Source organism: Shewanella algidipiscicola, assembly GCF_003605125.1.
GTDB lineage: Bacteria > Pseudomonadota > Gammaproteobacteria > Enterobacterales > Shewanellaceae > Shewanella > Shewanella algidipiscicola.
Genome location: NZ_QPQT01000004.1, coordinates 239,485 through 265,930, shown reverse-complemented (window position 1 = coordinate 265,930; position 26,446 = coordinate 239,485). Strand labels below are relative to the sequence as shown.

Annotated in this window: 28 protein-coding genes; 16 read left to right on the top strand and 12 right to left on the bottom strand. The window is 48.4% G+C overall.

Translation table 11 applies throughout. The features are described from left to right. Positions 1-109 precede the first annotated feature (109 nt). The gene (locus DVO77_RS06305) at positions 110-2,119 is read right to left on the bottom strand and encodes a TonB-dependent hemoglobin/transferrin/lactoferrin family receptor (RefSeq protein ID WP_373317392.1); all 2,010 of its coding nucleotides are present in this window, start codon (positions 2,117-2,119) and stop codon (positions 110-112) included. Positions 2,120-2,458: 339 nt separating this feature from the next. Between DVO77_RS06305 and DVO77_RS06300 the strand changes: the two genes are divergently transcribed. The 7 genes from DVO77_RS06300 to DVO77_RS06270 all read left to right on the top strand — a co-directional run bounded on the left by DVO77_RS06300 (position 2,459) and on the right by DVO77_RS06270 (position 7,753). Further along, on the top strand, positions 2,459-3,196 hold the full coding sequence (locus DVO77_RS06300; protein WP_110457388.1) for an energy transducer TonB: 738 nt from the start codon (positions 2,459-2,461) through the stop codon (positions 3,194-3,196). Between the two features lie 140 nt (positions 3,197-3,336). Further along, positions 3,337-4,050 carry a MotA/TolQ/ExbB proton channel family protein gene (locus DVO77_RS06295; protein ID WP_119977730.1) on the top strand — a complete coding sequence of 238 codons (714 nt, stop codon included), beginning with the start codon at positions 3,337-3,339 and terminating at the stop codon, positions 4,048-4,050. Then, positions 4,047-4,460, top strand: a complete 414-nt coding sequence (locus tag DVO77_RS06290) for an ExbD/TolR family protein (protein WP_110457386.1) — start codon at positions 4,047-4,049, stop codon at positions 4,458-4,460. Before DVO77_RS06295 ends, DVO77_RS06290 begins: the two co-directional genes overlap by 4 nt. Before the next feature lie 111 nt (positions 4,461-4,571). Next, the gene (locus DVO77_RS06285; protein ID WP_119977729.1) at positions 4,572-5,468 is read left to right on the top strand and encodes a heme/hemin ABC transporter substrate-binding protein; all 897 of its coding nucleotides are present in this window, start codon (positions 4,572-4,574) and stop codon (positions 5,466-5,468) included. 36 nt (positions 5,469-5,504) lie between these two features. After that, the gene (locus DVO77_RS06280; RefSeq protein ID WP_119977728.1) at positions 5,505-6,521 is read left to right on the top strand and encodes a FecCD family ABC transporter permease; all 1,017 of its coding nucleotides are present in this window, start codon (positions 5,505-5,507) and stop codon (positions 6,519-6,521) included. 2 nt (positions 6,522-6,523) lie between these two features. Beyond that, a complete protein-coding gene (locus DVO77_RS06275; protein WP_211328776.1) occupies positions 6,524-7,333 on the top strand; it encodes a heme ABC transporter ATP-binding protein in 810 nt (269 codons plus the stop codon). A gap of 99 nt (positions 7,334-7,432) precedes the next feature. After that, the gene (locus DVO77_RS06270; RefSeq protein WP_119977727.1) at positions 7,433-7,753 is read left to right on the top strand and encodes a DUF2956 domain-containing protein; all 321 of its coding nucleotides are present in this window, start codon (positions 7,433-7,435) and stop codon (positions 7,751-7,753) included. Positions 7,754-7,849: 96 nt separating this feature from the next. Here DVO77_RS06270 and DVO77_RS06265 read toward each other — a convergent pair whose 3' ends face one another. Continuing rightward, positions 7,850-8,152, bottom strand: coding sequence for a winged helix-turn-helix domain-containing protein (locus DVO77_RS06265; RefSeq protein ID WP_373317391.1), 303 nt, complete (start codon positions 8,150-8,152; stop codon positions 7,850-7,852). 150 nt (positions 8,153-8,302) lie between these two features. Between DVO77_RS06265 and DVO77_RS06260 the strand changes: the two genes are divergently transcribed. The 6 genes from DVO77_RS06260 to DVO77_RS06235 all read left to right on the top strand — a co-directional run bounded on the left by DVO77_RS06260 (position 8,303) and on the right by DVO77_RS06235 (position 15,617). Continuing rightward, a complete protein-coding gene (locus tag DVO77_RS06260; RefSeq protein ID WP_119977725.1) occupies positions 8,303-8,962 on the top strand; it encodes a PH domain-containing protein in 660 nt (219 codons plus the stop codon). Then, on the top strand, positions 8,955-10,472 hold the full coding sequence (locus tag DVO77_RS06255; protein WP_119977724.1) for a PH domain-containing protein: 1,518 nt from the start codon (positions 8,955-8,957) through the stop codon (positions 10,470-10,472). Before DVO77_RS06260 ends, DVO77_RS06255 begins: the two co-directional genes overlap by 8 nt. Before the next feature lie 10 nt (positions 10,473-10,482). Then, positions 10,483-11,037, top strand: coding sequence for a DUF924 family protein (locus DVO77_RS06250; RefSeq protein ID WP_119977723.1), 555 nt, complete (start codon positions 10,483-10,485; stop codon positions 11,035-11,037). 39 nt (positions 11,038-11,076) lie between these two features. After that, positions 11,077-11,838, top strand: coding sequence for a sulfite exporter TauE/SafE family protein (locus DVO77_RS06245; RefSeq protein ID WP_119977722.1), 762 nt, complete (start codon positions 11,077-11,079; stop codon positions 11,836-11,838). A 408-nt stretch (positions 11,839-12,246) separates the two neighbouring features. Beyond that, positions 12,247-14,421, top strand: coding sequence for a TonB-dependent siderophore receptor (locus DVO77_RS06240; RefSeq protein ID WP_428842887.1), 2,175 nt, complete (start codon positions 12,247-12,249; stop codon positions 14,419-14,421). An 86-nt stretch (positions 14,422-14,507) separates the two neighbouring features. Further along, positions 14,508-15,617, top strand: coding sequence for a PepSY-associated TM helix domain-containing protein (locus DVO77_RS06235; RefSeq protein ID WP_110457377.1), 1,110 nt, complete (start codon positions 14,508-14,510; stop codon positions 15,615-15,617). 114 nt (positions 15,618-15,731) lie between these two features. On the opposite strand, the gene DVO77_RS06230 is transcribed toward DVO77_RS06235, so the two are convergent. From DVO77_RS06230 to DVO77_RS06220, 3 genes are all read right to left on the bottom strand, one after another. Then, a complete protein-coding gene (locus tag DVO77_RS06230) occupies positions 15,732-16,175 on the bottom strand; it encodes a universal stress protein (RefSeq protein WP_119977721.1) in 444 nt (147 codons plus the stop codon). A 60-nt stretch (positions 16,176-16,235) separates the two neighbouring features. Then, the gene (locus DVO77_RS06225; RefSeq protein WP_119977720.1) at positions 16,236-16,667 is read right to left on the bottom strand and encodes a universal stress protein; all 432 of its coding nucleotides are present in this window, start codon (positions 16,665-16,667) and stop codon (positions 16,236-16,238) included. 290 nt (positions 16,668-16,957) lie between these two features. Next, entirely contained in the window at positions 16,958-17,335 is a 378-nt protein-coding gene (locus DVO77_RS06220) for a SpoIIAA family protein (RefSeq protein ID WP_110457374.1), read from the bottom strand. A 264-nt stretch (positions 17,336-17,599) separates the two neighbouring features. Here DVO77_RS06220 and DVO77_RS06215 point away from each other — a divergent pair, with 264 nt between their 5' ends. From DVO77_RS06215 to tnpC, 3 genes are all read left to right on the top strand, one after another. Then, positions 17,600-19,024, top strand: a complete 1,425-nt coding sequence (locus tag DVO77_RS06215; protein WP_119977719.1) for a coniferyl aldehyde dehydrogenase — start codon at positions 17,600-17,602, stop codon at positions 19,022-19,024. A 91-nt stretch (positions 19,025-19,115) separates the two neighbouring features. Continuing rightward, on the top strand, positions 19,116-19,694 hold the full coding sequence (locus DVO77_RS06210) for a TetR/AcrR family transcriptional regulator (RefSeq protein WP_119977718.1): 579 nt from the start codon (positions 19,116-19,118) through the stop codon (positions 19,692-19,694). After that, positions 19,588-20,442 carry an IS66 family transposase gene (gene tnpC, locus DVO77_RS06205; protein ID WP_308444043.1) on the top strand — a complete coding sequence of 285 codons (855 nt, stop codon included), beginning with the start codon at positions 19,588-19,590 and terminating at the stop codon, positions 20,440-20,442. The genes DVO77_RS06210 and tnpC overlap by 107 nt, the downstream gene beginning before the upstream one ends. A gap of 213 nt (positions 20,443-20,655) precedes the next feature. Here the strand turns inward: tnpC and DVO77_RS06200 are convergent, their stop codons facing one another. Genes DVO77_RS06200 through DVO77_RS06170 form a run of 7 tightly spaced genes read right to left on the bottom strand, consistent with a single transcriptional unit; the run spans position 20,656 to position 26,437 of the window. Further along, positions 20,656-21,909: a tetratricopeptide repeat protein gene (locus tag DVO77_RS06200; RefSeq protein ID WP_119977716.1), complete on the bottom strand. Its 1,254-nt coding sequence runs from the start codon at positions 21,907-21,909 to the stop codon at positions 20,656-20,658. A gap of 2 nt (positions 21,910-21,911) precedes the next feature. Continuing rightward, the gene (locus DVO77_RS06195; protein ID WP_119977715.1) at positions 21,912-22,553 is read right to left on the bottom strand and encodes an energy transducer TonB; all 642 of its coding nucleotides are present in this window, start codon (positions 22,551-22,553) and stop codon (positions 21,912-21,914) included. Beyond that, positions 22,553-22,954, bottom strand: coding sequence for an ExbD/TolR family protein (locus tag DVO77_RS06190; protein WP_119977714.1), 402 nt, complete (start codon positions 22,952-22,954; stop codon positions 22,553-22,555). Before DVO77_RS06190 ends, DVO77_RS06195 begins: the two co-directional genes overlap by 1 nt. After that, positions 22,947-23,462 carry a MotA/TolQ/ExbB proton channel family protein gene (locus DVO77_RS06185; RefSeq protein WP_110457367.1) on the bottom strand — a complete coding sequence of 172 codons (516 nt, stop codon included), beginning with the start codon at positions 23,460-23,462 and terminating at the stop codon, positions 22,947-22,949. The genes DVO77_RS06190 and DVO77_RS06185 overlap by 8 nt, the downstream gene beginning before the upstream one ends. Further along, positions 23,449-24,858, bottom strand: a complete 1,410-nt coding sequence (locus tag DVO77_RS06180) for a MotA/TolQ/ExbB proton channel family protein (protein WP_119977713.1) — start codon at positions 24,856-24,858, stop codon at positions 23,449-23,451. The genes DVO77_RS06185 and DVO77_RS06180 overlap by 14 nt, the downstream gene beginning before the upstream one ends. Beyond that, positions 24,855-25,640: a DUF3450 family protein gene (locus tag DVO77_RS06175; RefSeq protein ID WP_119977712.1), complete on the bottom strand. Its 786-nt coding sequence runs from the start codon at positions 25,638-25,640 to the stop codon at positions 24,855-24,857. Before DVO77_RS06175 ends, DVO77_RS06180 begins: the two co-directional genes overlap by 4 nt. Further along, entirely contained in the window at positions 25,634-26,437 is an 804-nt protein-coding gene (locus DVO77_RS06170) for a hypothetical protein (protein ID WP_249038117.1), read from the bottom strand. The genes DVO77_RS06175 and DVO77_RS06170 overlap by 7 nt, the downstream gene beginning before the upstream one ends. Between the last annotated feature and the right edge of the window lie 9 nt (positions 26,438-26,446).

Below are 26,446 nucleotides of genomic sequence, written 5' to 3'. Positions count from 1 at the left end.
TCTCCCCCATAAATCATAAAAACTCTCGAGTTGACTCAATAGCGAAGCGCCTCATTGAGTCAACTCGAGGATAAAGCATGAGATTAACGCTCACTCTTTATCGTGAACCTTAGAAGTTATAACGTGCCGACAACTTAACATTGCGCCCTTGGTCATACAGGGTTTGCCAGGCTTGGCGATATTCTTCATCGCCAATATTCTCAATGGCAAAATCCACTCTTAGCCCCTCTAAGTTGGCACGAGTTGGCTCCCATGCAAGGTATACATCCCATAACTTATATGCGTCATATTGATTGTTATTGTTGGCTGGAAGCTGATCTTGATCGGCAACATAAGTAAAGCGAGTACCTAGTTTTATATCGCCTTGCATAATGGCTTGCGACAGATCGATAGCGAGCTTCTTAGCAGGAATGTTCGCTAAATAGTCGCCATTATCTTTATCCTTACCTTCTGTCTGCCCATAGTTTATGCTGACTCGAGCCTGCTTATAACGATAGCGTGTCGACAGTTCAAAACCCGTGAGTTTAGCGGCATCGACATTATTCCACGACGTGGTTTGCTCGAAACCAGGGATCCCCATCAGAGGGTTAGAAACGCTTTGCTCGATAAAGTCATCGACATCGTTTCTAAACACGTTGAAGGTGATGGCTAGCTCATCATCCCCTGCTAGCTGCGCAAAACGAAGATCGGCCTTGATCTCTTTATTCTTCGCTTCCTCAGCTTTTAGATCGGGGTTAATTTCGAAGGTGTTACATAAGCCATTGGGTAAGAAGTTACCTAAAGGCGGGATACAATAGTGGCTTCCCGTTGAAAACATCTCCTCAACACTTGGTGCACGAAATGCGTGGTCGTAGCGCATGCTGAGGGTTAACCAATCAGTGGTATTCCATACCACGCCTAAAGAGGGCGAAAACGCGCTATTATCGGCTGAGGTATTGAGGTTATTACTCTGATTGTTAAAGCTGTCATAACGCACTGCGGCATCGACAGCCCAGCGTTCATTGATAGCAACATCGACGCGGGTAAAGGCGCCCCATACGCTGGTTTCACCATCGATATTTTCGGGACGCTGCCCCTGTTGCCCGTTGTCATCACGCACAGTTTTAATTGAATCTTTATAGCCATCAACACCATAAAGCAAGGTGGTATTGCCAAGCTGGGAACTATTATTGATACTAAAACCCAGCGTTTGATATTCGGTACTGTCGATCTGCTGCTTAGTCACCCTATCTTCATCGTAATCTGTGTCATTCCAATAAAGGGTGGCATTTAGGTCGAGTAAAGGGTTATCCGTTGGATTTAAGCTGTAATCTAATGTGACATTACTGTCTTGGGTTTTACGCTTAACTAAGGGAACAGAGTTCCCTACGGCAACAGCCGGATTACTCGGAACCCGCTCATCGATTTTCGACTGTCGAGCCGATACCTGTATACGTTGACCATCGCTTGGCTCCCAGCCCAATTTTGCTAAACCACTACCACCATCGGATGCGCTATTGGCTAAGATTTGATCGTTACCAATCTTAATATTGTTACTATCAAAAACGCTGCCATTGAATAACCAATCGACACGGCCTAGCTCCGCTAACTCACCTATGCCATAAAGCGCTCCACTGGTCTTAGTTCTATCACCATTAGTTTCATAACCCTGCTTAACATAACCCCCGAAGGTGTCACCTGTTGCTAAGAAGTCAGCCGCAGATTTAGTATTTTGTGCCACTACACCACCGATGGCACCGCTGCCCCACAAGCTACTCGAAGGGCCACGAAGTACTTCGGCAGAATGGAGTAACTCGGGATCCATAAAATAGGTTCCACGATGCCCAGAGCTGGTGTTTTGTCTCGCACCATCAATAGTTTGCAGGACTCGCGGACCGCTTAGTCCACGTATTTCGACCCCTTGCGAGGACGCGCGCGGTCCATTGGTGACACTGATGTTGGCTTGATTTTTTAACGCTTGAGCGACAGAAGCAGGTTGCGACTCTTGTAGTTTTTGCTCATCAACCACGGCAACGCTTCGGCTAGTTTGTGACACTTTCTCGTTGACTCGGGTCGCGGTAACCACAACTTCGTCAAATTCGGTTACTTGCTGAGCATGAGCACTCGATCCCATCACCATAGCTATGGCGATGACGACTGGCTTCTTCGTCATTATTCAATCCTTTAGGTAAGTATGAAACGCTTTTCTTCCAAGGCGTACGGTTTAACCAAGGCATGAGTTAGTTCCTCTGCTTGGTGATTTTAGGCACTCTACCCGAGACAGAAAAATAAATCAAATGAGAATCATTATCATTTGCATTCTCATGTGCGTCACGTTATCTTATGCCGTAACATCAAAACACTTTACGGCTAAGCAACTGTAAACAATCTAAATTACAAGTTTTTTTGCAGAGTGATTGGTTGCATTAAATAAATGCACTCGTGCCTTATGCCTCTAATTTGAGTAAGAGTTTTAGCCATGACACCTAGACGCTATTTTGCTTTCGGTTGTTTAACCTTGTTAATCCAAGGAGGCGTGCTGGCCTCACAAAACCGTCCCCCCCCTAGCCAACTCAATGCAGGAAGTGCGATGGGAACCACTCAATCGATCAACCTTTCGCTTGCGATGCAGGCGAGCCGTGCACAAGCCAGCTCGCCCCAGATAACAAACAGCGCATCTAAACAGCAAATGACGCCACCGGCCACTAAGCCTGCTGCGCGCACGCGTTCCCCCTTGGCACCTGCGAAAAAGCCCAAAAAAGCAGTACGGACTAAGGCTGTCGAAGCGCAAATATCCCCCAAGCAAGCAGCCAGTTCACCCGCACCTAACCATCAACCAACGCCAGAGCACGATAGCGCTAAACCCGATACTCGTCAGGCCGAACAAACACATCAACAGCCGCAGATGACAGCCAAGCAAGGAATCACTCATGTAAGCGAAAACCTCAGTCAGCCAACATTTTCGACACCGCCCCAGCCACCGAATTACCCTAAAATAGCGCGTAAACGCGGCCAACAGGGAAGCGCCATGATTGAGGTAAAATTTAATCAGTTAGGTGAGCAGCTGCAGTTAACCCTGATTGAAAGCTCGGGTTACCACCTATTAGATAAGGCCGCCCTCAGTGCCGTTAAGCAGTGGCAATTTGCCGCGCCAATACCACACACCGCACAGGCCTATACGGTGAGAGTCCCGGTGACCTTTGCACTTAATAACTGATGCAGCCCGAAATAAGCCACGAGCTCGTCGCCCACTATGGCTTGTCGTCAGCGACCCGAGGCGATAAGCCGTTTCTTATAACACAGGTATTAGTCCTGCTATCGTCACATGAGTAAGCGGTTTATCGCTGAGGAAAATGAATGTCACACCCCCTATATCACCAACTGTCGGAACAACTGGGATACTTAACTTGGCCATTATTTATCTGTGCTTTTTTGAGTTCGCTCATCGTAGTAGAACGCTTGGCGCTATTGCTGTTCGAACTGCCTAAACGCGACACTTGGCTGACTCAATTACGTCGCCAACCCAAGAGTGCAACCCCGCAAGAGAAACAGCAGTTAATGACCCAAATAAGTCGGGGCAGTAGCATGCTATCGAAAGGAACGGCGCTGCTGTTGGCTCATAGCGATCACCCCCGCGCCATGCGCGAAGAAATAGCGACACTCTGGCTCGTAAAACAAAAGCGTCAGCTGTTATCTGGCTTAAAAATTTTGCAAGTCATCGGCATCATCACTCCGCTACTGGGCTTGTTAGGGACAGTGTTAGGCTTAATTGAGATGTTTAATCAGCTCGGAGTGTCAGAAGGCCCAGTCACCCCCGCGCAACTAGCCTCAGGTCTAGGGTTAGCCATGAACACCACAGCTGCCGGACTTATCATTGCAGTGCCCGCCATCACATTCGCTCACCTGTTGACCCTGTGGGCCGAGCAGCGTTGCAATAAAATGAGCCACATTTTGAATCTCCTCAATCTGTGGCTAGAGGGATTCGACAAGGCATTAAGCCTAGATAATGATACTAGCGCACCACAGGGGACAACTCTGGCGCATTCGACCGCAACGAGCAGCAGCCCATGATAGCCTTACCGCATAATGAGGACCCGCAAGCGCTGGGACTCGATCTAACCCCGCTTATCGACATCATCTTTATTGTGCTGGTGTTTTTATTATTAACTGCCAATACCCAGCTATTGAGTTTACCGATTGAGGTTCCGACAGCGACCGATGCCAAGTTAAGTGAGTTATCTCAAGAAAAACACATCACAGTCAATGTGCTGGTCACTGCGCCCTATTGGGCATTAGATGGCAAAACCTTTAGCCAATTTAGTGACTTTGAAGCCGCATTTATTGCGGCCTTTAATGCCAACCCATCTGCCAAGGTGGTAATTGCCGCAGATAAGAGCGCACCGGTACAACCTTTAATGACGTTACTGGCCGCCTTGCAGCGACAACAAATCACCAATACCCAGATCATCATGGAACCCTGATCTTTAGCCCAGCGCCTGACCGCTCATGCTCAATACGGCAGGCGTAATGCAATACATACTGCAGAACGATTAACCCGTTCGGCCAACAATATCGATTAATGTGGAGTTTTTATGTTTAAGTTTATACCTGCCATTAACGGCGCAGCGATCGCCGCGCTCTTGTCCACGCTGACATTCAGCCCGCTGGCGTCGGCCAATGCCCCCTCACACCAAACCAGCGCTAACCGGGTGATCAGCGCAGGCGCTGGCATCACCGAACTCTTATTGGCACTTGAAGCCGGTGATGAGTTAGTGGGTGTCGATGCCACCAGCCAAATTCCACCTCACTATACTGGCGTGGCGCAGCTAGGTTATCACCGTATGTTGAGCGCCGAAGGGATATTGGCACTGTCACCTAGCCTAGTGCTAGGGTCTGAAGCCATGGGCCCCCAAACCACCCTCGATCTGTTACGCAAGGCCAATGTCGATGTTGTGCAGCTACCCAATGCCCACACCCAGCAGCAGCTACTGGCCAATATTGACGCGATGGGAAAACACCTCAACCGGCAGAAACAGGCCAGTAAGCTGCAAATCGATGTCCAACACTCACTAGCCAACATAGTAGAAAAAAAGCAAAAAATTAACGCACTCGGCGTCGCTCCTAGGGTGGTGTTTTTGCTCCTACAAGCGGATCGCCCCGCCCGTGTTGGCGGCGATGATACCGCTGCCGATATCATCATAACCTTGGCTGGAGGCAACAATATTGCCGGGTTTAGTGGCTATAAGAGTCTCTCGCAAGAGGGCATTTTATCGCTGCAACCTGATGTTATCTTACTCGCCAGCCGCTCAGAAGCAGGCACCAACCTCGACGAATTTCTGCAACGCATGCCGCTACTCATCCATACTCCAGCTGGAAAACATAAGCAGTTATATGTACTTGAACCACAAGCACTAATAGGGGGCTTGGGCCTAAGTGCCATCGCCAGCGCCGACACTTTGGCAGACCGTTTTATCACCATTAGCCGCTAACAGTCACTGGCTTGATAATAATAGCAAGGAAATACAATGGATAAGCATCGTTGGCTTTGGCCCAGCCTACTGGCCACCTTAGTGGTAACGGCACTGATGTCAGTCAGCATAGGGCCGTTACACATCAGCCCATCGGTGAGCTTTAACGCCGTGATGCATTGGGCGACCAGCATAGAGCTGGGCATTGTGGCGCCACACGAACAACTGGTGATCGACAACGTTCGCTTACCACGCACCTTATTGGCGCTTTCGGTGGGGGCTATCTTGGCCCAGTGCGGCGCTGTCATGCAGGGGTTATTTCGTAATCCCTTGGCCGATCCTGGCATCATCGGCGTATCATCGGGGGCAGCGCTGGGTGCCGCATGTTGTATCGTGCTACTCCCCCAAGGCGGTGAATATAGCGTGGCCTTGTGCGCCTTTATCGGCGGACTGCTCACCACCCTGACAGTATATCGCCTTGCCAGTAGCCCAACGGGCACCTCTATCGTATTACTGCTACTTTCAGGGGTGGCGATTGCCGCCTTAGCCGGTGCAGGGATAGGCTTACTAACTTATATGGCAGATGATCTCGCATTACGCGATTTAACCCTGTGGCAAATGGGCTCGATAGCTGGCGCGCAGTGGCACTATGTCTTGCTCAGTTTACTGACATTAGCCCTGCTCGGCTGGCAGTTTAATCGCAGTACTAAAGCCCTTAACGCCTTACTGTTAGGCGAGGCCGAAGCGCGCCACTTAGGGTTAGATGTCGATAAACTGAAAGTGAAACTTATTCTACTGTGCGCCATCGGAGTCGGCATCGCCGTTGCCGCCACTGGCATCATAGGGTTTATTGGGTTAGTCGTCCCTCATTTAGTGCGCATGATGGTGGGTCCCGACCATAAACAACTACTGCCCTTGAGCGCCATGCTAGGGGCAGCCTTACTTGCCCTTGCCGACATCGGCGCTCGTTCAATGGTGGCACCATCTGAGTTGCCCGTCGGGTTAGTGACCGCCCTATTAGGCGCTCCCTTCTTTATTATTTTACTTTTAAAACAACGCAGCAGGTTAATATAGCCATGTTCAAGCAACTCATGCCCCCAAAGGCCGCTCACCAAGATGATCTTCTCGAAGTGCGCCAACTTTCCGTGCAGATTGACCAGCAAACCGTTTTATCTGATATTAATTTAACGATTCGCTCCGGCGAGGTCACCGCACTGCTAGGGCCAAATGGCGCGGGGAAATCGACCTTGTTAAAAAGCCTATGTCACGAGGTGACACCCACCTGTGGTGACATTCAAATTTATGGCAAACCATTAACACTGTGGGATCGACAACAATTGGCTCAGTCCCTTGGGGTATTGCCGCAACACGCCTCACTGACCTTCCCCTTCACCGCTGAGGAAGTGGTAGCCATGGGACTTTACCCCTTAAGCCTAAGTCACCAGCAGGGACAAGCCATAGTCGAGCAGCAATTAAACCATCTGGCACTGCAACACCTGAAGCAGCGTCGCTACCCGAGCCTTTCTGGCGGCGAAAAGCAACGAGTGCAATTGGCTAGAGTATTAACCCAGCTGGCACAATCCCCTAGGCCGCCCATTTTATTGCTCGATGAACCCACATCGGCACTCGATTTAGCACAGCAACATCGAGTGTTATCGATCGCAAAAGCGTTGGCCCACCAACAAGGCTACGCAGTGATAGTGGTATTGCATGATCTTAACCAAGCGTCGCGTTATGCCGACCGACTCGTGATATTAGAACAAGGCCACATTGTCCGCGATGGTGCGCCTCGTGACACCTTAACCGCAGCAACCGTGAGGCAAGTCTGGCATTATGATCCGCTCATAGTGCAATCGCCCGACCATTCCACTACGTTGCTGTTTTAAACAATTAATATTCAAAGTTATCAGGCCAAGCGCCCTTGCTGCAGCCGAGCTTAAGAGCTGATATAGTGCGCTTAATGTTAATAATGGATACCATGACTGATGTCGAATCCTATCTCAAATGAAACCAAAAATGAGGCGCTAAGAGTCGCTAAAGCAACCCAAAAACCGGGGCAAACCAAAGAACAAACCAAACTGATTGCGCTGGGGATTGAGAAAGGCATTGCTGAATATAAAAAGCAGCAAAAGAGTAAGGCGCGTGAGAAAGATAAAGCCCGCAAGCAGGCACTAAAAACGAAAAAAACCTCTGCAGAGCAAACCGATGAGGTTCAAGCCAGCGACTCAAACAACGCCGCTAAGTTGCCTTGGGCGCTACTACTGCTCAGCTGGATCGGATTTGCCGCTTACCTGTTAACACGTTAACGGCTTCAAACTGCGCATCGAGGACTAGGTCTTTAATCTGAAGTCTCGGTTCAAGACACGAAGCGAGGCCGAGAATGTGTTGCAGTGAATAACTCATTATGATTGCAACTGAGCTAGCAAACCATTGAGGTGCTCCTTAATCCATAACGGATTAATCGGTCCCCAACAACGCAGTTGGTAATAACCCGCATTATGGCGCGCACCATCTTGCACAAACTCACACTCGATACCCACATCGCCCATTGAAACGATGGCATCTTGCAAGGTCCGCCGAGGCATGGCCGTAAGCTTACTCAGCGACAACAAGTTATGACGTTCGTTATCGATAAGATGGGCTAAATAGAGTTTTCTAATAAAGGCCTTTTTCTGTTTTGATATTTGATTGTCGGTTACGCCCACAGCGCACTCCATGATGAGGTTAATTTTAGCTCTTTTGTAACCATAACAGATAATGACAAATTAGTGCTATGGCGCACTCTGGTTAAATTGGGCATGATGCTGATATAGTCTAAATAAACCACAACACGACAACCTTGCTTAGGATATCCAATGGCAGACGATCTGAAGGGCCCAACACTTAGCCTAGGCGCACGACAGCGGCAGCCCCCCCATGAGTGGCTCAGCTTCGACCAAGAGCCCCTCACTCAGGTGGAAGCCACTTATATTCAGCAAGTTAAGCTCGAAAACCTACTGCTGTTTGTGCCGCTCATTATTGTCATTGCGGTTATCGGCATATTGGTCAATCTGCCCAGCTTAGGGCTATTAGGCATGGTGACGACAGCACTATTGCTTGCAGGGCTCATCAGTTACGGCCGACATAAGGTTGCCCAGTCGCTAGCTTATGGGGTATTTGACCATGAGTTTGTTATGCAACAAGGAGTTATTTGGCAGCAAAAAATCGCCTTGCCCTACAGCCGCTTGCAACATGTTAGCTTGTCGCAGGGACCGCTAGAGCGCCGTTTTGGTCAGCATACCTTAAAGTGTTTTAGCGCTGGCAGTGGCAGCGCCGAAATAACCCTACCAGGGCTGAGTAGTTCGGTCGCTGAATCCCTTAGGCAACACTTGTTGGCCAAAGCGGCGCTCGTTCGCCAAGCCAGCTCGGCGCCATCCGACATCGAAGCGCACGATAATCTCACCGACACGACAGAACTCGCCTCTCAACCTAACGCGCCCAGTGATCCCGCAACGTCGAGCGATAAACATGAGTAGTCGCTTTACTCAATGGGCGAGCCTATCGCCATGGTCTATCATCAGTTTTAGCTTACATGCGCTCAAAATGATGCTCAGTAGCGGTTATGCGCTGATACCTGTGATCTACACCGGCTGGCAACAGGGTTTTAGCTCGCCTTGGGTGATATTGGTCATTGGCGCGATAATCTTAGCCATCACCACCTTCGCCATTGTGCAGTGGAGCCAATATCGCTTTCGCGTACAAGACCATAAGTTGGGCATCAAACAGGGATTGTTATTTAAACGCACTCACGAAATTCCACTGAATAAAATTCAAAATGTGCGCCTCGAACAGCCGCTCTATTTCCGCCCATTGGGGCTATTTAGTTTAGTGGTGGAAACGGCGGGTTCTAAGCAAGATGAAGCTGTGCTGTCGGCGGTCAACTACCGCCAAGCCATGCAGCTTAAACAGCGATTATTTATCCATGCGCCCACTCAAGCGGTAAGCGAGCAAACGGAAACGGCGCCTGTCGATGGCGCGGCAACAGCCCCTTCAGCAAGCAGCATTGTGGTGCAAAAACAGCTTAAGGATCTGCTCATCTTTGGTTTATATCAAAATAACCTCTTTTGGTTATCCATCATCTTTGGCTCGATATTGGGGCAACTCAATTGGGACAAAATAGGTGATAACGTGTTTGCCCAAGCGTTGTGGCAATGGTATCAAACCACTATCGCCACCAGTTTGATGAGTGAACTACTATTTGCACTGTCGGTGTTACTCTTACTGTCCCTGTTATTGGCACTTATCTCTATCGCATCGGCTGTCTTAAAATACCACCCTTATAAGTTGAGTCTACGGAATAACACCTTGCACCGCACCGGCGGTTTACTGGCCAAGCAACACGATGTATTGGCATTAAGCAGAGTGCAATTAATTCGCTTTAATCAGCCTATTTTAGGTCGGCTGTTTAAGCGTTGGACCGCAAACTTCAAGCAAGTAAAGGGGACTGAGATCGAACAGCACGCCAAACGTCATATGCTGATCCCAAGCATGACACCTGCCGAGATAACGTCCGTATTCTTTAAGCTTACCGGACTCAAGAGCCGCGCCACCGAGCTGCCCAGTCATTACCAAGGGATTGATATTGGCTGGTTTTGGCGCCGAGCTTATTGGCCACCGTTAGTGCCTTTACTCGCTGTCGCTCTCCAGGGGCTGAACGGCTTCACCCAGCTAATGTGGCTCGCTGCGACCCTTGTGGTGATCGCGCTCTACCTAAGATATCGCCAATGGGGTTATCGACTGCAAGGCCATGATCTGTGGATCCATACCGGAATGCTTGGACACAGCTGGCAGTTGCTGTCGCTAACCAAGGTGCAGCATGTCTGCATAAGCCAAACGTCTGGGCAGCGACGCAAACACTTAGCCACATTGCATTTAGGCATGGCCAGCGGCGAGCAAACTATACCTTACCTTAGTATCACTGACGCCAGACTGATAGCCGAAACGGCGCTAAGCTTAACCAAGTATGACCATAATAACTGGATATAAGGAGCCCTAGATGCCAAACACCCAGCATAGCCCAGATGATATTATCCATTTCTGGTTTAACGAGATTGACCCCAAAGCTTGGTTCGATAACGACAGCGAATTTGACGCGCTGATTAAGCAGCGTTTTGAGCCGTTATTGATCCAGGCTAAACAGGGCGAACTTTATCATTGGCGCATTACGCCACAAGGGCGCTTGGCAGAAATCATCATCCTCGACCAATTTAGCCGCAACATTTATCGTGATACTCCGCAGGCCTTTGCCGCCGATCCCATGGCGCTAGCCTTAGCCCAAGAAGCTGTTGCGGCGGGGGCCGATCAGCAGCTGAATGTTAGCTATGTGTCCTTCCTCTACATGCCTTACATGCACAGCGAGTCGCGTGCTATCCATGAGGTGGCACTGATCCTCTTTAGCCGTGAGGCCGTGACGGCCAACTTACCGTTCGAGCAGCGTCATAAGGCGATCATCGACCGATTTGGCCGCTACCCTCATCGCAATCACATCTTAGGCCGCCGGTCGACGCCCGAAGAGGTCGCCTTTTTACAACAGCCGGGATCGCGGTTCTAACGCCCTACTTCATTCAACAACATCGACCAAGGACAAAAAATGGATGTCACCCTTACCCACGGCCTATTGCTATTATTCACCGGATTTCTTGCAGGGATCATTAACACCTTAGCCGGTGGCGGATCTAATTTAACTTTACCGGCCTTAATGGTGATGGGGATGCCTGCAGAAGTCGCTAATGCCACCAATCGCGTAGGCGTAGTGGTCCAGTCCTTAACGGCTGTAGTGGGATTTAAACGGCACGGTAAATTAGACGGCGGTGATACAGGCCCCATTTTATTGCCCACCATTATCGGCGGATTCATTGGCGCGGCAGGTGCAGCCTACGCGCCATCGGATATCATTAAACCCTTGCTGTTAGGCACCATGTTGACGATGGCACTGATCATCTTAGTGAAACCGGCCATGATTTCACCCGCACTGGGCACAGAAGTGAAGAAAGTCAGCCAAACGCCGAGCTCCTGGGTATGGTTAACGATCGCCGGTATTTATGGCGGCTTTGTTCAGGCAGGGGTTGGCTTTGTCCTATTGGCGGCACTGGCTGGCAGCTTACGTTATGACTTAGTCAGAGCTAACGCCTTAAAAGTGTTATGCTCTTTAGTCTTTACCTTAGCCTCGTTAATTGTGTTTATCGCCGAAGATCTGATCCTCTGGCTGCCCGGTGTCATCTTAGCCGCCGGAACCGTGGTCGGCGCTCATATCGCCGTCAAAATGGCGATAAAAGTCAGCCCTAACGCATTAAAGTGGTTCCTGTTTATCATGACATTGTGTGGCAGCGCCGCAGCGATGCTCAGCGAATAAAGCACCATCCTCGATTGACGCCGCATCGCGTGCGGTGTCAACCAACAATGCACCAGCTCACATATCTGCACACTGACATATGGCTCCCATAACACTGGTTCCTATGGCTTATCTGAACATACCAGTATTGACCCCTGTCATACTGTGAATGTTAATTTTCATTAAATAACATATGGTTAACCCATAGCGCATAAAGAGTTATCACTTTTGTGACTTAGCCAACTCAAGCCTAATATCCTTTTATTTGCGTAAATTTACAAATACCCAAACTGTAAACGATAATAATTATCATTTATATTTTACCGGTTTTTCGATAGCCTTAGCCCAATAATCACGCGGCTGCGGCGCAAATATAGCCTAACAATGATAAGTCCAGCCTATAATTTTCCATACAGTTAAGATGAATCAATGATGAAACAAACACCCATTAGTCTCGCCGTTTATTGTGCTCTTTGTATTATTCCAACCACCCTCAGTGCAACGCCTCTTGCCGATGAGCAAGCACAGCAAAACACCGAACAATCAAGCATTCAAAATATTGAGAAAATTGAGGTTACTGGTCGGTATATCGAGGGCTACAATGCCCACTCGGTCAGTGGTGCCTCTCGCCTCGACTTAGCCATTAGCGATATTCCACAGTCAGTTTCTGTGATAACCGATGCCCAATTGCGCGACTTTCAACTCAACGACATTAACGCCGCACTCGATAGTGCCACCGGCATCAATGTCGAACGTATCGAAACCGACCGCACCTACTACACCGCCCGTGGTTTCGATGTGACTAACTTTCAGGTCGATGGTGTCGGTTTACCCCTCACCAATGGCAATAACCACTCCGATGAAGACACCGCAATTTATGATCGTATCGAAGTGATCCGCGGCGCCAACGGCTTAATGACAGGTGTAGGTAATCCCTCTGCCACGGTCAACTTTATTCGTAAACGCCCGACAGCGAATAACCAACTCAATTTAAGTGCCAGCTATGGCAGTTGGAACAATATCCGACTCGAGGCCGACGGCAGCGCACGACTCAACGACACTTTTTCTGGCCGTATCGTGGCGGTAAATCAGACCAAGGACTCCTACTTAGACCGTTATCAGAGTGATAAGAGTGTGCTTTATGCCTTTATCGAGGCCAATCTCAGCGATGACACTAGCCTCTCGGTGAGCCACAGCTATATTCACAACGATGCTAGCGGCAATAACTGGGGGGCCTTACCACTATTTTACACCGACGGCAGCGCAACCGATTATGCCCGCTCGACCAATACCTCGGCCAACTGGTCAAACTGGCTGGTAGAAAAGCAGAACACTGTGGTCGAACTCAGTCATTACTTCAGTAACGATTGGCGTTTACGTGCGACCTACTCTTATAAAACCAGAGACGAAGATACCGAACTATTTTATGTGTATGGCACGCCAGATAAAAACACCGAGCTTGGGCTTACAGGTTACGGTAGCGAGTACGATCTGGATGAGAAACATCACCTGTTCGATCTCTACGTCAATGGCGATATCGAACTGTTTGGCCGCGAGCATCAACTGGTCGCGGGGATAAACTATGCCAAGGCCGACTACACCGATATCTCGCTCTATGACTACTCGACAGGCAATGGCTTTCCTGACATGCCCGATCTCAATACATGGGATGGTAATACTCCCAAGCCCATCTTCAAAGACAAGCCCAGTGGCAGCGATGTTAGCGCCGAGCAGCGAGCCGCCTATTTTACCGGGCGCTTTAATCTATTTGAAGATTTTCACTTAATCGCTGGGGGGCGCTTTAACCAATGGCAGTCTGAGGGCATCTCTTATGGCAAGGTACAAGATGCCGATGATAGTCAGTTTATTCCCTATTTAGGCATGGTGTATCGCCTGATACCTGAAGTCGTCGCCTATGCCAGTTATACCGAAACCTTTGTGGCGCAGACCGAGCTAGACATCAATGATCAAACCTTGGCACCCGTGACTGGCGAAAGTAAAGAGCTGGGTATTAAGGGGGAGTTCTTTAATGGACGCCTTCTAACCAGCATCGCCTACTTCGATATTCAGCAGGTCAACCTAGCAGTAGCAGACCCCAACACAGCGGACTTGCCGCCAACGCTGCCGCTGCAACGCTATATTGGCGCCGATGGCATCGACAGCCAAGGCTATGAACTTGAGGTCGCAGGTGAGGTGTTTGATGGCTTCAATGTCAGCTTAGGCTATACCGACTTCGATATTGATGGCAATGAACAAGTCGCCGCGTACACCCCAAGCAAATTGCTCAAACTGGCCGCCACTTATGATGTTAGTGCTATCGATGGCTTAACTATCGGCATGAATATGCGCTGGCAAGACGATATTCATCGTAACCAAGGCGAGGTAGGCAGTGGATTTGCTAATGCAGGCCAAACCATTATTACCCGCCAAGACGCATACGCGATTGTTGATCTTATGGCGCGTTACCAAATTACCGATCGCCTAGGGTTGAGCCTTAACGCCAACAATGTGACCGATGAGAAATACCTCACCAGTCTTTATTGGGCACAAGGCTATTACGGCGCACCGGCGAACTACAGCGCCACCCTAAGTTGGGCAATGTAGCTCACAACATCAAGTATCAAGTTAAACCGTCATGAATAACTTCATGGCGGTTTAGTTGTTTAACTCACTAATGGTAACCCTAAGCGATGAGAAAAAATCTGTTTAAGTGGCACTCTCTAGCGGCGCTGATCGCGATGCTACCTCTGCTTATTATATCGGTGACTGGCAGTATTTTAGTCTTCAAAGTCGAGATAGATAGTTGGCTGAGGCCAGCACATATGCAGGTAGATGCCACGCCAGACACCCAGCGCGTCAGTTTAGATAACTTAATGCACACAGTGTTGAGCAACAATCCAGAATATGAGTTAGGTGGCTGGGAAATATTCGATGATAAACAACGCTCTGATACCAGCTATCTGATTAAACGCCACACCGACGAGTGGGCAAAGGTGTATGTCGACCAATATCACGATAAGGTGTTATCGACGCCACAATCGATGACGCATTACATCACCGACTGGTTGCTTGAACTGCATTACGCCTTCCTATTGCATGAGACTGGCGCCGTTATCGGCTTTGTTATCGCCTTAGTTATGCTATTTCTGGGGATCAGCGGCATAGTGCTGTATCGCCGCTTTTGGGCCAAATTTTTTACCTTACGCCTTAGCGCCGCCAAACGTATCTTCTTTAGCGATCTGCATAAAATGATTGGCATTAGCAGCTCGCCAGTATTGATAGTGCTGGCGATCACTGGCGGATATTGGAACCTTACAGGTCTACTGCATGAGCTTATCGAGCATGCTGGCGACGAACACGTCTACATCAGTGGCCCACGCCATAGCCCAGATATCTCCTTCGAAGCGCTGCGCTTACAAGCGCGTACTGAAATTGACAGCTTTAATGGCGGATACCTCGCCATGCCACACGAGCCCGGACGTAACATCACTTTTTACGGTGAGGTCGATAGCGATAACCCCTTGACGAGCGAATATGCTAGCCAAGTCAGTTTCGACAAAACCAGCGGCGAGCTACTATCAAAGAGTGATATTCGCCAAGCGAGTGGCTTAGCGGTGTTTGTCGACAGTTTTCGCAAACTGCACTTTGGTTATTTTGGCGGCCTGACTACCCGTATACTGTGGGCGGTGTTAGGCCTGAGCCCTTTATGGCTAGGGATAACTGGGCTATACCTCTATTGGCAACGACGCGGTTATCGGCGTAAACCCAAGCGAACGCCGCAGCAATTAAACCCAGCATAACTATCGAGCACGGCAGTCATGGCGATAAACGGTCGGCATAGCATCCCCCGTCGCCTTGCTGCCGAAAGGCTATTTGACCACTACTTATAAGCAACCACTATTTATAAGCAACCATTATTTGACCACTAACACTGGGCATTTGGCTTTATTGACCAATGACTCGGCAATATTGGGGTTAAGCAGATGTGATAACCCTTGATGACCGTGACTGGCAATCACCAACATGCCAATGTCGTGTTCTTCCACTTCCGCCAGCAGTTGCCCCAGTACATCACCGGCCCTAATGTTACTGTAAACCGTGAGTCCCTCGGGCATCTCTAGCTGAGCTTCTCGCACTATTTGCCCTAATTTGCCACTGGCATAGGCATGCAAATGCTGCTCTAGCTCTTCATTACTGCCGATCATAATACCGTAATTATGGGCACCATAAGGCTGACTTACTACGTGCACTATTCGTAAATCCACACCGTAAAGTGATGCCATTTCAATAGCATAACCCAAAGCATGAGACGCCGTATCAGAAAAGTCGGTTGGGCATAGAATCTGATGAGTACGCATCACTCACCTCCTCAATAATGGTGTCAGCGAGGAGCATCCCTGTCTCTGCAACTCACACCTTTATTTAACCACCAATACCGGACACTTAGCCCCATTGGCTACGGCCTCGGCGACATTGGTGTGTAAAAAATGGGAGAAACCCGTGCGGCCATGACTGGCTATCACGATCATACCTGCAGCACTCTCCTCGGCTTCGGCTAAGATCTCGGTCACCGCATCACCACGACGGATCATGGTTTCAACCGCTAAATTACTGTCCAGCTTGGCTAATAATGATTTCATTTTTTCAGCGGCAGCATCTTCCATCGACTTAGCTAATTCGTCGGGAGTGATAGCCAAGATCTGGTAATTTTCATCACCAACAGGCTGCTCAACAACATGCAATAATCGAAAGCCCACCTGATATAGGTTGGCCATTTCAATAGCATAAGACAGCGCATGAGACGCCGTTTCGGAAAAGTCGGTTGGGCATAAAATTTGACCTTTTCTCATCGTGAACTCCTTAGCGGTAATGCGAGATGTGAGCGGTAGTATCATTGAGCCGTTTAGCGCAAGACTTGATATACCATTCACAGGTTACAGTAATTAAGCTTAGCGGATAACCCAACAACCGTTAAGCTTAGATGACTAGACTCCACGGCCTAATCGCACGCCAAATGGCATTGCTAAGTGTGACGACCATAGCCTCTATTCGTGCTCGACACTTAAGGTTCATCAACTTAAGGTTCATCAACTTAAGGCGCATTAAGCATTAACCAGCTGAAGCTCTATGACCACTGACATCACAGCAACCATGCTCTTGCCTTAGCTCGACTATCAAAAAATTTAAATTCACCTGGGCTAAACCAGCCGGCAATGCGACTCATCCACTGCTGGAAATCGCCACGCCCGACAATCGCCACCTTGTGAAACGCTTTACCGTGTTTAAGCCCCAGTTGCAGATCGTCCCACGCAGCATGCAGTGAGATCCCCTCTAATTGGGTAATATCCACCAACGCGACAATTTCAGGCTGATCGAGTCCCGCCAACGCCGACTCTAAAATAGGGGTCATCAACTCATAATCGGCGTGGGTTAAAGTGCCGATGGCCGTCAGCATTAAATAGATATTGTCGCCACTTCGTTCGATACCGATAGAAATACCATGCTGTAAATCACTCATATGCCCTCCAATGACTCAAAAAAACCTACACATCCAGCTTTAAGTGTAGTTTTTGATACCATAAACACAGTTGATCTAGATCACACTTTATTGTGAATCATGATGCTTATTTGACCGCAGAGTCAATGTCGCCTACTATCAGACCGACTAATCAGTCGGTTATTTTTTGAATGATATCGCCATGCAAGATACATGGCTTACTTTAAGGCGAATAAGTTCGAGCGGTAACCACTCATCACGCGCTAGCGAATAAGGACAGGTGTAATGAATATGCCACTGCAAACCGATATTGCCACTCAACTGTTACAGCAATTAAACGCGCAAAAATCCGCTTATCAGCGCCAACCGGCTCCGGATCTCGATGCGCGAAAAGCACAGCTCAAGGCCTTAAAAAAAGCCTTACTCACGCAGCAAAACAGCATTATTGAGGCTCTGTCGCAAGACTATGGCCACCGCTCGGCTGACGATAGCCTTATTTCCGACATCATGCCCTGCATTAACAATATCAATTACACCCTCAAACATTTAAAAAGTTGGATGAAGCCCAGCCGCCGCCATGCCGGTATGCTGCTGGCCCCAGCAAACATTACCGTACATTATCAACCTGTTGGCGTGGTTGGCATCATAGTGCCGTGGAACTTCCCGGTGATGTTATCTGTCGGGCCATTAATTACCGCACTGGCTGCGGGTAACCGCGCCATGATCAAGCTGTCTGAATTCACCCCGCACACCAATACCGTATTAAAAAAGATGCTCGCTGAGCTATTTGATGACACTGTGGTCGCCGTCGTTGAAGGAGAGGCCGATGTCGCGGCCGCTTTTTCGGCGCAGCCTTTCGATCATCTATTGTTTACTGGCTCAACCACAGTCGGGCGTCACGTGATGCGCGCCGCCGCCGACAATCTCACTCCGGTCACCTTAGAGCTAGGGGGTAAATCGCCGGTGATCATTGCCGATGATATGCCACTTGAGACAGCGGTCGAGAGGATGATCTACGGTAAATGCTTAAATGCCGGACAAATCTGTGTCGCCCCCGATTATGTGTTACTGCCCAAGGGAAAAACCGACGCCTTTAAGCAAGCGTTCGCGCACAAGTTTAATGCCATGTATGGTCAAATCGCCAACAACCCAGATTATGGCGCCATCATTAATCAACGTCAGTTTGACAGGATAGTCGCCGTGCTCGACGATGCGCGCAGTAAAGGCGCACTCATCACCTCGGCCAATGGTGAAGCTATCGACAGCAAGACGCGTAAGATCCCCACCCAGCTGCTAAGCCAAGTCAATGATGAGATGCTGGTGATGCAAGAGGAGATCTTTGGCCCGCTGCTGCCTATCATAGAATATGATGATCTAGCTCAAGCCATAAACTACATCAATGATCGCCCACGACCGTTAGCCTTATATATCATGAGTTTCGATAGCGCAGCACAGCAACGTATTTTAAGCCACACCCACTCTGGCGGTGTGTGTATTAACGAAACCGTATTTCATGTAGCGGCCGATGACGCGCCCTTTGGCGGAATTGGCCCCTCGGGCATGGGGCATTATCATGGTAAAGAGGGCTTTTTAACCATGAGCCACGCTAAAACTGTGCTCAGTCGCGGCAAATTGAATACCGGTAAGTTAGTCCATCCCCCTTATGGTGGCCTAATACAAAAGCTACTGATGAAAGTGTTTTTACGCTAACGGCCACGACGAGGTTGCACGCGATAAATTGCAGTTATCGCACGCCGCGGCGGGCCTGTGTCCGCAGCCATATGATGCAGTAAGGAACACCATGAGCATTACCGACAAAAAACAAGCCATCTTGGACACAGCCCTCCGCCTGTTTGTCGCCCAGGGCTTTCATGCCACCACTACCGCAGCGATAGCCCGCCAAGCTGGCGTGGCCACAGGCACCTTGTTTCACCACTTCCCCTCTAAAGATGCGCTAATGCAGCACCTTTTTTTATCGATTAAGCAAGAGTTTGCCGATGCGATTATCGCTAGCGCTCAGCCCTCGGGGGAGCTTAAGCAAGATGCTAAACACCTCTGGTTTAGCGCACTCGATTGGGCGATCGACAATCCGCTCAAGCAGGCCTTTTTTCAGCAATACTCTATGTCACCAACGGTTGAGCAAGCGGTACGTATGCAGGCGATGAACACCATTTTAGGCTTTATTGGTGACTTAATTGAACAAGGCCAAACGCTAGGTGTTATCGCCCCCTATCCGGTGGCACTGATGCAAGACAATTGCCACGGCCAATTCCTTGCCGCCACCCGCTATTTTATTGATAACCCTGACACATGGCAGCAGGCCAGCCACAAAGAAGCCAGCTTCAACCTGTTTTGGCAGGCCATGGCAAGCCCAAGGTGAGTTGTTTAATGAAGCAGAAACGCTGGCTGAAGACGACACTTTAGCCGTCGATACCACACCAGAGTCAGAAACCACTCCGCCAAAGAAAAAAGAAAAAACTAAGCGAAAACCGTTACCGGAGCACTTGCCACAAGCTCAAGTGTTCCATGACATTGGTGAAGCGGACAAGGAGTGTGATTGTTGCGGTCATCAGCTTCAAAAGATGGGCGAAGGTATCAGTGAAAAACTGGCGTTCATTCCCGCTAAAGTCAGAGTCATAGAAAATATTCGCTTGAAGTACAGCTGCCAGCATTGTGAAAAGCACGGTACCCAGAGCATCATCAAACAAGCGCCGGTGCCGAGTAGCCCCATACCAAAGGACTACGCCACTCCCAGCTTGCTCAGCCAAATCATCACCAGTAAATATCAGTACGCCTTACCGCTTTATCGACAAGACCCCCTATTCAAGCAACACGGTATTGAAATTAATCGGCGAACCCTGTCGGACTGGATGATGAAGTGCGGCACCTTGTTTAAGCCCTTGGATCAACGGTTGAGAGAAATATTGCTCTCACAACCCGTCATACAGGCAGATGAAACAACAATCAAAGTCATCAATGATGAACGAGCGGAATCGTATATTTGGGTGTACTGCTCAGGTGCAGACTCGCCAGCGTTAACAGCAAAAGACATTAATGATAAAGCATTGATGTATAATGTGGTGCTGTTTGACTATCATGTACTAGTTCAGCGGACGTTTACCGCTTAACCACAATATCTTGTCCAAGCTGCTGAAAATACTGCACCAAATTGAAGATGAAAAAGTCGTAATTGTCGATCATTAAGATCCGAGAAGCTATGTTGCTGGTTTTATTTTTTCTACCTAAGAGACCAATTGCCATAGTAGAGCAATAAAACTAAATATGGATGATTTGGGCGCAGATGCTGCTACCACAGCCACCCGCTTTGACCATCTGAGTTTCTATTCAAACAATACTAAGGCAGTTAACCTTTGACTAAAAGCTGCCGCTATCGTTTCAAATCCCGGTGTTTGCGCAAGCTTCCTGTAACTCGCCTCAGCCTCAGGCCATAGTCCCTCTAGCCAGTAACTTTGCCCTATTAATAATAGAGCCTGCCCTTGTAATTCATTGCGGCGTTGTCGAGCATGTTTTATTTCAGACGCACTGCCGGTAGGCAATGATTGTAAACCGACTTTAATCCATGCATTGCGCGCCTTATCGCCTTGCTTTAGCGCTGCAAATAGTTGGCCTTGCAGTACATAAAAGTCATCATGCAGCTGATTTTGTTTGCTCATATCAAACTGCATTAATATATTTAATGCAGTTTGATAGCGCCCCGATATCCACGCATATTGCGCGCAGCTAAAATCCGCAGATGCAAACGCTGCGCTATCAGTTTTGGAATTAATAAACTGCGTGCAACTAGCTGCCAAATTATAGGCTTTAATCTGACCAAACAGCCCAATACTGTCGCGAGCTACGCCCTTGTTTCTATCGGTGTGTAAGTTAGCAGCAATATCGCTTGCGACCGCGGCCTCAACAGGATGATCTAGCCCGAGCTCACTGCGGGTTAAGACCTGCCATGCGCTGCGGTTAATTGGCTCAAGTGCTAGCCAACTCTCAGCGCTATCTTTTGCTGCTTGCCATTGCTCTAACGCCAGCTGGCTGTAACTAATCAATGGCCACCAATGCAGCTTCACATCATGGCTAAGCAGCTCAGTTAACACCGCTTGATATTGCCCCTGTTGGTAGTGCGCGTAGCCGCGCATATAACGAACTTGAGCTGAAATGGGCTCATCTAAAGTTGAAAAATCCAAGCCGCTTAAGCTAGCAAGCGCCGCCTTATAATGTTCAAACTGAAGCTGAGCATGAGCTAAGTTAATCGCAATATTCGCCTTCTGAGGATATAGCTTATAACCTCGCTGCCAACAACTTAACGCCTTAATTTCATCACCTGTATCGGCAATGGTCTTACATGCATATTGAAATACCGTTGGATGTGGAGCATTTTGCTCAAGTAATGGCTGCATCATGACTAGCGCTGCATCAAAATCGTTGCGTTCTATCAAAGAGCTAGCTTTATTAAGCAGGTTAGACTCAAACCGATTTAACGAGTGTCCTTGGTCTGTCTTTTCCCCTTGCTGCCCATGGCTGTAAAAACTGATCAAAGACCCACTAAATACAAATGAAAATGCAAGTTGTTGAATACGCTTCATCACTAACTCACCTTAAAATTAATCGGTACATCAACAAACACCTTAACCGCTTCGCCCGATAACACCGCAGGCTTAAAACGCCATTTACGCGCTGCTTCAATCGCTGATTGGTCAAACACTTGTTTGGGCTCTGCTTCTAATACCTCTGCGTGACTCACTATGCCATCAGCCTCCACAATAAGCCGCAGCAGAACTTTGCCACCTTGCTTAAACTTACGACCTGCGATCGGCATTTTAGGCTGAATAAAGCGTAATAATTCAGGCGCTTTATCAACATCTTTTATACCCGCAATCACAGGAGCAATGCTGGGTAACCCCAAGCCATTCAATGTCGGTGTAGCCATGATAGGAACTTGCAACGGCATATCTGCAACAGCAGGCATAATCGGCATACTGGTTGATATCGGCGTTACCACGCTCGCCGTTATCGGTTTAGATTGAACTTTTTTGGGCTCCACTTGGCGCGGCTTCTCAACAGGTAATAATGGCAGTTCTTGCAGCTTAACTTGCTGGGTTAATGGCCCTTTATCCTGGCTTTGATTGAGACTATTTGGCAAATAGTAACAAAGCAAAATAGTTACCATTACCGATAAGATAAACCTGACACTATTGACCCAAAAGGCTTTAACTTGCTGTTTGATCATTAATGGATCTCTGACGCGACAGAACTAAAGCTGATCCCAGCCTGTTTGGCGATATCTAACACTTTAATCGTGACCCCGGTTGGGCAGTTAGTGTCGGCCACCACCAGCAATTTTGCTTTCGGCGTTTGACTAGCAATCTGCTGTAATTTTCCCGGCAGATAGTAAATATCGATCTCTTTCGACTCAAAGTAGACCCGACCAGTTGTGTCGAGCGTTATCACAATTGGGCTGCCGTCAACACTGGTCGCAGTGCTGGCTTGCGGGCGCTTGATCTCAACAGATGATTGCTGCACAAAGTTGGTCGACACAATAAAGAAGATCAGCAAAATAAAAACCACATCTAGCATCGGTGTCATATTGATCTCGGGATCTTTATCTTGCCTAAAACGATCGCTAAGCATGTGCGCCTCCAACGAATAAATCGGTATCTAAACGATTAAGCTTTCGCTGCCAAAAAAAGGCCAATATCACCCCTGTTAAGCCGACAAACAAACCTGTTTGCGTGGTCACCATCGCCATAGAAATCCCTGCAGAAATTACAGCTGGATCATGAAAGCCATAATTGGCTCCCGCATCAAACATGGCGATCATTCCGCTCACTGTGCCGAGCAAGCCTAATAACGGCGCAACCATAGCAAGTAACCTAACCCCTTGAAGATCGCCATACTGCTGAGCCTGTGCCTGCCTTAATGCCAACAAGCGCAAACGTTGATTAAGCCAGTCACACTCGGTTGTTACACCACTCAGTGCTTCTAAGCTTTGCTCTTTAAATAAGGCACGACTGACTAACCACAACATCCATAAACAACAGATAAATAGCGGCCACATCACTATGCCGCCTAGCTCAATAAAGCCTAAAACAGCATGAACAAATTGCTCTAATGACTGCATCGAACTACTTGGAGCCATGGCCTTCCCCTTGCTCAAGGTTGAGCGCTAGTAACAAGGCTGATTGCTGCTCCATATTCAAACTTAGAGCTTGGGCGCGGCGCTTTAACGGGTAATGCAGCAGTAGCAATGGCAATGCTACCAGTAAGCCAGCTTGAGTGGTGATCAGTGCCTTACTGATCCCTTGCGACAACAACTTAGGGTCACTATTGCCAAACTCTGTGAGTGATTGGAAAGTTTCAATCATGCCGGAAACCGTTCCCAGCAAACCTAGCATTGGCGCCATGGCAGCGAGTAACGCAATAAAGCCAAGACCTCGTTCAAACTGCGCTATCTGTTTCAGCATTAACTGCTTAAGCCGCTGATCCATTGCTTCAACACCGCTCCCTTCAACAATGGCATTAGCTAGCACTTTCGCTGCCGGCACTCGAGACATACTCTGTAGCTGCTGCTTAATCGTTAGCAGATCTGCTTTAGCGCTATCATCGTTTTGAAGCTGGGCTAATGGACGCCAATATAGCAAGAATACCGCGCGCCAAAGGGCGATCAGTAAGCCAAGTGCAGCTAAAATAAGAATTGGCCACAACACTTCACCACCATCTTTGACCCATTGGCCAACGCTTTGCTTTTGCGCCAAGCTTGGCAGCATTCTGCCTTGACTCAAATCCATTGCCAACAGCTGACTTTCACCATCTAACCATGCTCTTAGCCGCTGACTGACATCGATATCAACAGGCCTAATTGCGGTAGGTAGTTTGTCAGTAAAGGCAATAAAATTAGGTAAATCCGTATCGGTTACAGCCATTAGCCCACCAAATACTCGTAGCTCTTGTGTGCTAACACTGCCATCAGCTTGGCTTATTGGCGCAGAAGTACTAGCGACTTGAGCCGTCATCTGCATATCGTCGATGACGTAAGTCATCAACTCATTGAGTTGTGACAAACGTGGAAAACCAGAGCTAGCCTTAGCAGCCGTTAAACTTAGCTCTCGCTGCGGCTCAATTAAGCTGGTAGGACTTTGCTGCCATTGCTGCGATAAGCTACTCAACGCTTTTTGATAGGCGCCTTGCACCAGCTGCATATCATCAACAGCGAGTTGATATCTGCTAGTCAATTGCTGCTTTTGCAGATTAAGCGCGACAAGTTGCTCGTTTAATACAGCGAGTTGTGCGCGTTTACTGACTAACCTTGCGCTTAACGCTTGTTGGTTAGATTTAACCTCATCGATCTCTTGCTTTAATTGATGCTCCCAAGCACTATTTTCCTGACGGATATCAGCCACTCTCTTATCGATTTGCGCCTTTTGCTGCTGATAATTACCAGCAGTTTTATTCACTGTAGTGTTTGCAACAACTGGGCCTTGAGCAAAAACCTGAGCAGAAGCACTAAAAAGTAAAATGGCAATCACAGCTCTCATTGTTCTTGCCCTCCTAGTGGAAGATTCACTATCTGTGCCACCTGCTTATTAGCAGTAATTGCCATGGCTACTTTAATGTCACCTTGTTGATCAACAGGTAAGGGCCGCCACTGGCGAGACTGATTATCAAACCAACCTAAATGCTGCTCGTCAGGGGTGATATAAAACCAAGATAAACGCCCTAAACGCAGTAAGTTCACCTGCACTGGCTGTTCATCAATAGCGATAATCTCCTGAGTCAGCTTTTGACCATAGCCATAAGCAACCTCTATGGTCATCACATCGAGTAAACGCCTAAAACGCTCGGCTAATGGTAGATCATTGCTATCCATAGCTTTACGTAAAAATGCTAAGCGACGCTTACGCTCATCAAAGTCAAACGGAAGATCGCTGCTCACTTGACGCTCTAACATGGCATACCAGATCTCAAGCTGCGGCTCTAACTCCTGTTTTAATGCGGTTATTGTGGCAATGTCTTGCTGCAACTGGGTAACCTCAGCTTGCAATGATGCTAAGTACCTTTGCTGCTTCTGCAGCTGATACTCAGTCCAATAAAGCTCACCTAAGTCTTGTTGTTGCTGCGACAGCGACTGCGCTTTTTGCTGTTGCCATGCTGCTGCCTCTTCGCCCAGCTGCACAGATTGCATCACAGGTTGTTGTATTTGCTCGCGCCAGCGTTCAGCTAACTGACTGCTTGAGTCAGTCGCTGCAGCAGTCGCATTAACTGCAAGTGGCAATACACTTAAAGCGACCAATAAACTGATGTAAACTCGAGCTAGCATTTTCGGCTCCCTTTTTTGATTGAGCGACGCCAAAACACCAGCCCTTGCAACAGTAAACTCACCAGTAATAGGCAATAACAGATAAAAAAGTAGTTAATCAGTGGGTTATGTACAGCTAACAGCTTAACTTGCACGCCTTTGGCTTCTTGTTGATAAGGCACACGAAAATCTGTCACTGTGATATACAAGTCCCCCCAGTTAAATGGACGCAGGAAACCGGCATGACCACTGACAGTCTGCTCGCCATTGCTTACCTCAAAGTAAGCATTATTAATGCGCGGATCGAATACTTCGACACTGCGACGAGTAATACGTCCGGCGGGGCTAAAACCTTTTTCATCTTCAATGATTTGGCTGACATCGTTGCGATAATCAACTTTGACTAACTCAATTTGGTAACGCCCATTGTTAAAACGTTCACCTTGATGCAGCACAACGCTGTCGTGGCCATGAATAAACACTAAATCGACACCGTGGAAGATAAACACCAATAAGGTCAGGATATGAATCGGTAGCATCATGATCCGTGGGCTACGCCAGCGCTTATGTCGCCAAGTCGGTAGCAGATCGCGCCAAGAACAAAGTGCAGTGTTTAATCCAAGTAAAAACATCAAACCAAATAGGCCCGCAAGCCAACTTGCCACTAGAGGCGCTGCGGCTAAGCTTTGCATCCATTGCAACATAGGTAAATCATTCAGTGAGCGCAGCACTTGGCGGTAAACATCTTGCTCACTCATCGCAACGCCAAGCGCAAACCACACTGACAACAACAATAGCAGCACAAAAGCTAGCCGCATTGAAAACAA